This window comes from Nocardioides sp. P5_C9_2, assembly GCF_054049555.1.
Window position 1 is genome coordinate 1 of sequence record NZ_JBFUMD010000244.1, and the last position, 5,702, is coordinate 5,702.

Here is a 5,702-nt window from a genome sequence, read left to right on the forward strand (position 1 = left end):
GTAAAGGGCTCCGCGGTCAACCCGGTCCTGCGCGAGGGCAACTCCGATCGTCGCGCCCCCGCGAGCGTCAAGAACTACGCCAAGGCGCACCCGCACTCGATGGGCGCCTGGAGCAGCGACAGCCGCACCAACGTCGCCACCATGGGTGCCGACGACTTCCGCCACAACGAGCAGTCCGTGGTCCTCGAGGGCGACGACACCCTCTCCATCGTGCACGTCGCGACCGACGGCACCGAGACGGTCCTCAAGGAGGCGATCCCCGTCCTGGCCGGTGAGGTCGTCGACGGCACGGTCATGCGCGTCGCCGCACTGCGCCGCTTCCTCACCGAGCAGGTCGCCCGCGCCAAGGCCGAGGACGTGCTCTTCTCGGTGCACCTCAAGGCCACCATGATGAAGGTCTCCGACCCGATCATCTTCGGTCACGTCGTGCAGGCGTTCTTCCCGACGCTCTTCGAGCAGTACGGCGCGCAGCTCGCCGCCGCGGGCATCAGCCCCAACGACGGCCTCGGCGCCCTGCTGGCCGCCGCCGACCGGCTCCCCGACGGTGAGGCGATCCGCAAGGCCGTCGAGCAGGGCATCGCCGACGGTCCCGACCTCGCGATGGTCGACTCCGACAAGGGCATCACCAACCTGCACGTGCCGTCCGACGTCATCGTCGACGCGTCGATGCCGGCCATGATCCGCACGTCCGGGCACATGTGGAACGCCGAGGGCGCCGAGCAGGACACCCTCGCGGTGATCCCCGACTCGTCGTACGCGTCGGTCTACCAGACCGTCCTCGACGACTGCCGCGCCCACGGCGCCTTCGACCCCTCGACCATGGGCTCGGTGCCCAACGTCGGCCTCATGGCCAAGGCGGCCGAGGAGTACGGCTCGCACGACAAGACCTTCGAGATCCCCTCCGCCGGCACCGTCGAGCTCCGCACCGCAGCCGGCGACGCGCTCCTCACGCACGACGTCGAGCCCGGCGACATCTGGCGCGCCTGCCAGACCAAGGACGAGCCGATCCGCGACTGGGTCAAGCTGGCCGTCACCCGCGCYCGCGCCACCGGCGTCCCGGCGATCTTCTGGCTCGACGAGGGTCGCGCCCACGACGCCAACCTGATCGCCAAGGTCAAGGCCTACCTCCCCGAGCACGACACCGAGGGGCTCACCCTGGAGATCTTGGCGCCGGCGGATGCGACGGCGTACAGCCTCGAGCGGATCCGCCGGGGCGAGGACACCATCTCGGTGACCGGCAACGTGCTGCGCGACTACAACACCGACCTGTTCCCGATCCTCGAGCTCGGCACCAGCGCCAAGATGCTCTCGGTCGTCCCGCTGATGAACGGCGGCGGCCTCTTCGAGACCGGCGCCGGCGGCTCGGCGCCCAAGCACGTGCAGCAGCTGGTCAAGGAGAACTACCTGCGCTGGGACAGCCTGGGTGAGTTCTTCGCCCTCGCCGCCAGCCTCGAGCACCTCGCCGGCTACGACGACAACCCGCGGGCCAGGATCCTGGGCGAGACCCTGGACCGGGCCACCGAGACGTTCCTCAACGAGGACCGCTCGCCGGGTCGCCGGCTGGGCACGATCGACAACCGCGGCTCGCACTTCTACCTCGGTCTCTACTGGGCCGAGGAGCTCGCGAAGCAGACCGACGACGTGGACCTCGCGGCCGCCTTCGGTGCGCTCGCGACCACGCTGCGCGACAACGAGCAGAAGATCGTCGACGAGCTGCTCGCCGTGCAGGGCCGGCCGGCCGACATCGGCGGCTACTACGAGCCCGACGACGCGCTGGCCGAGAAGGTCATGCGTCCGTCGGTCACGCTCAACGAGGCCCTCGCGACGCTCTGACGGGCCGTGCCGGGCAGGCCGCCCTGACGGGCACGCAGGGTGCCGCGCGACGAGCGGGGTCGCCGCGTGGTGTGAGGTGCGGCACCCGGCCGTGGACAGGGGCGGTCACGCGGAATAGGCCGGCTCCGCGCGTCCTTGGAGGATAGGTGCCAGTGATGACGTCCACCGCCGATGCCCCCGTCGACCACACGCCTGAGATCCGTGCCCAGCACTTCGCCCTCGCCGTGCTCGCGCTCGCCATGGGCGGCTTCGCGATCGGCACCACCGAGTTCGTGACGATGGGCCTGCTGCCCCAGATCGCCGCAGGCGTCGGCGTCTCCATCCCCACCGGTGGCCACGTCATCTCGGCCTACGCCCTCGGCGTCGTCGTGGGCGCCCCGCTGCTGGCCTTCCTCGGCGCCCGGCTGCCGCGCCGCGCCCTGCTGCTGGCCCTGATGGTGGCCTTCGCCGTGGGCAACGCGGCGAGCGCGCTCGCGACGTCGTACGGCGGGCTGATGGTCGCCCGCTTCGCCGCCGGCCTGCCCCACGGCGCGTACTTCGGGGTCGCGTCGCTGGTCGCGGCCAGCCTGGCGAGCCCCGCCCGCAAGGGCCGCGCGGTGGCGTCGGTCATGCTCGGCCTGAGCGTGGCCAACGTGGTCGGCGTGCCCGCGGCGACCTGGATGGGCCAGCACCTCGGCTGGCGCTCGGCGTTCTGGGCGGTCACCGCGCTCGGCGTGGTCACGCTGGCACTGGTCGCGCTCTACGTGCCCTCGGTCGCCGGGGACAAGGACGCGTCGGGTCGCCGTGAGCTGCGTGCCTTCGCGCTCCCGCAGGTGTGGCTGACGCTGCTGGCCGGGGCCATCGGCTTCGGCGGGATGTTCGCCGTCTACTCCTACATCGCGCCGACCGTCACCGAGGTGGGCGGCCTGTCGGAGGCCGCCGTGCCCCTCTTCCTGCTGTCCTTCGGGCTGGGCATGGTCGCGGGCACCTGGCTGGCCGGGGTGATGGCCGACTGGTCGATCTTCCGCTCGCTGCTCATCGGCTCGGTCGGGATGGCGCTGTCGCTGCTGCTCTTCTGGCTGGTCGTTCCGTACGGCTTCGCCTCGCTCCCCGTCGTCTTCCTCATCACCGCCCTCGGCTCGGTGCTGGTCGTCAACCTCCAGCTGCGGCTGATGGACGTCGCGGGTGACGCGCAGACGCTGGGAGCGGCGATGAACCACGCCTCGCTCAACGTCGCCAACGCCCTCGGCGCCTGGCTGGGCGGCCTGGTCATCGCGGCCGGGGCCGGCTACCGCGCCCCCGCGCTCGTGGGCGTCGCCCTGAGCCTCGGCGGGCTGGTGGTGCTCCTGGTCTCGGCCGCGCTGCACCGGAGCAGGCGGGCCTGACCACCCGGACTGACCGCCCGGTGAACATCCGGTGACGTCGGATGACACGCGACGGTCGGATCGGAACCTGCCCGTAACACCTGCTCAACGATCCGGAAGCACTCCCCGAGAAGGATGGTCCTCAGGCGCCCGGGACCCGGGACGCCACACGACCAGACCCTGGGGGGCCCTCGATGATCGAGCAGCAGGAGCACGGACACCGCGACGACACCGAGCTGGAGCGCCGCCGGCAGCTGCGCGACCGGCGTACGCACGACGTGGTAGAGCTCATCTCGCGTCGCACCGAGCTGGTGGGCATCAACCCCTGGGCCGACCACGTCATCGAGAGCGTCGCCTGGACCGCCTGACATCGGGGCGGCCGTGAGCGGTGCCTTCCGGTCAGGTGTAGACCATGCCCATCCGCTCGCGGACCTCGGCCAGGGTCTGCTCGGCCACCTCGTTGGCCCGCTCGTTGCCGCGGCGCAGGATCTCGGCGACGGTCGCCGGGTCCTTCTCCAGCTCGGCGCGGCGCGCCCGCAGCGGCTCGAGCTCGGTGTTGACCGCGTCCGTGAGCCGCTTCTTGAGCACGCCGCCACCGCCGTCGCCGATCTCCTCGGCGACGACCTCGGGGGCGGTTCCCTCGCACAGTGAGATGAGCAGCAGCAGGTTGGCCACCTCGGGCCGGCCGTCGGGGTCGTAGGTGATGACCCGGTCGGAGTCGGTCTTGGCGCCCTTGATCCGCTTGGCGGTCTCGTCCGCGCTCATCCGCAGCTCGACGACGTTGCCCTTGGACTTGCTCATCTTGGTGCCGTCTGTGCCCAGGATGAGGGGGGCGTCGGACAGCAGGGCGCCGGGCTCGGGGAAGGTCGTGCCGAAGCGGTCGTTGAAGCGGCGCGCGATCACCCGCGTCTGCTCGAGGTGGGGGAGCTGGTCGCGACCCACGGGCACGACGTTGGCCTTGCAGAACAAGATGTCCGCCGCCTGGTGGACCGGGTAGGTCAGCAGCAGGCCCCCGATCGCGGTGATGCCGGCGGACTTCGCCTCGTCCTTGACCGTGGGGTTGCGCTGCAGCTCGGCCACGCTGACCAGGCTCAGGAAGGGCAGCATCAGCTGGTTGAGCGCCGGCACCGAGGAGTGCGTGAAGATCGTCGCCCGCTCGGGGTCGAGGCCCGCCGCGATGTTGTCGATGACCAGGCCGCGCACGCTGCCCGCGATGTCGCCGAAGGCTTCGCGGTCGGTGATCACCTGGTAGTCGGCGACGAGCTGCCAGATCTCCGCCCCGCGCTCCTGGAGCCGGACCCGGTTGCGGATCGAGCCGAAGTAGTGCCCGATGTGCAGGGCCCCGGTCGGCCGGTCGCCTGTCAGCATGCGCAACGAGCCGGGGTCGGTGTCGAGCAGCGCGTCGAGCTCGGCGCTGCGGGCGAGGGCTGCCTGGTAGGACTCGGTCACCGGGGAAGTCTATGAACCGGGGCCGTGCCGGCGCGAACGGGTCACCCGTTATGGTCGCTCCCGTGGTGACCATCGGCGTGGCAGTGGCTATCCCCGAGCCGTGGGCGACGCGGCTCCAGGACTACCGCACCTCGGTGGGGGACACCACCGCCACCCAGATCCCCACCCACATCACGTTGATCCCGCCGGTGGAGGTACCCGCCGAGGCCCTCCGGGCCGTGGAGGACCACCTCGCCGGGGCGGCGACCGGGCTGGCGCCCTTCCGGATCCACCTGAGGGGGACCGGCACCTTCCGCCCGGTCTCGCCGGTGGTGTTCGTGACCCTGGTGGAGGGCATCTCCGAGGTGGAGCTGCTGGCGGACGCCGTACGCCGCGGACCGCTGGCCATGGACCTGCACTTCCCGTTCCACCCGCACGTGACGGTCGCCCACCACCTCACCGACGCGCAGCTCGACCGGGCGTTCTCCGAGCTGTCCGACTTCGAGTGCGAGTTCACTGCCGGGGCGTTCTCGCTGTACGTCCACGACGAGGGTGCGGGGTGGCAGCCCACCCGGGAGTTCGCCCTGCAGCCCACCGCCTGAGTCCCGGGAGTCCGCATGGCACTGGTCGCATCGGTGAAGCAGCGCATCGAGGACGCGCGGGAGCGCTCGTCGCTGCTCGACCACCTCGTGCGCGCCGTGCAGCACTACGGCAGCGTCAACGGCAGCGCCCTGGCCGCCGCCGTGACGTACTTCGCCTTCCTGTCCTTCTTCCCGCTCGTCGCGCTCGCCTTCGCCGTGGTGGGCTTCATCTCCGGCGCCTACCCCAACGCCCAGCGCGACCTGGTGACGGCCATCGACGGTGTGCTGCCCGGCATCGTCGGCAACGGCCCGGGGGAGCTCAGTCTCGACACCCTGCGGGGCTCGGTCCCCGGCATCGTGAGCGTCGGCGTGCTGGTCGCGCTCTACTCCGGACTCGGCTGGCTCTCGGGCATGCGGGCCGCCCTGGTCGCGGTCTTCGAGGAGCCGGACAAGGAGCAGCCCAGCTTCATCTGGGGCAAGCTTCGCGACATCCTCGCGCTGGTGCTCCTCGGCACCG

General features: G+C 71.3%; 6 protein-coding genes. 5 read left to right on the forward strand and 1 reads right to left on the reverse strand.

All coding sequences use genetic code 11. The features are described from left to right. The 3 genes from ACXJKL_RS12890 to ACXJKL_RS12900 form a co-directional block, all read left to right on the forward strand. Nucleotides 1–1,833 (forward strand): NADP-dependent isocitrate dehydrogenase (locus ACXJKL_RS12890; RefSeq protein WP_457207445.1); only part of this gene is annotated, 1,833 nt, incomplete at its 5' end. 155 nt (nt 1,834–1,988) lie between these two features. Beyond that, nucleotides 1,989–3,197, forward strand: coding sequence for an MFS transporter (locus ACXJKL_RS12895; RefSeq protein WP_457207446.1), 1,209 nt, complete (start codon nt 1,989–1,991; stop codon nt 3,195–3,197). A 173-nt stretch (nt 3,198–3,370) separates the two neighbouring features. Continuing rightward, a complete protein-coding gene (locus ACXJKL_RS12900; protein WP_457207447.1) occupies nt 3,371–3,544 on the forward strand; it encodes a hypothetical protein in 174 nt (57 codons plus the stop codon). A 31-nt stretch (nt 3,545–3,575) separates the two neighbouring features. On the opposite strand, the gene trpS is transcribed toward ACXJKL_RS12900, so the two are convergent. Beyond that, nucleotides 3,576–4,625, reverse strand: coding sequence for a tryptophan--tRNA ligase (gene trpS, locus ACXJKL_RS12905; protein ID WP_457207448.1), 1,050 nt, complete (start codon nt 4,623–4,625; stop codon nt 3,576–3,578). A gap of 62 nt (nt 4,626–4,687) precedes the next feature. Here trpS and ACXJKL_RS12910 point away from each other — a divergent pair, with 62 nt between their 5' ends. Further along, entirely contained in the window at nt 4,688–5,206 is a 519-nt protein-coding gene (locus ACXJKL_RS12910) for a 2'-5' RNA ligase family protein (RefSeq protein ID WP_457207449.1), read from the forward strand. 15 nt (nt 5,207–5,221) lie between these two features. Continuing rightward, nucleotides 5,222–5,702: YihY/virulence factor BrkB family protein (locus ACXJKL_RS12915; protein WP_457207450.1), on the forward strand; the 481-nt coding region annotated here is incomplete at its 3' end.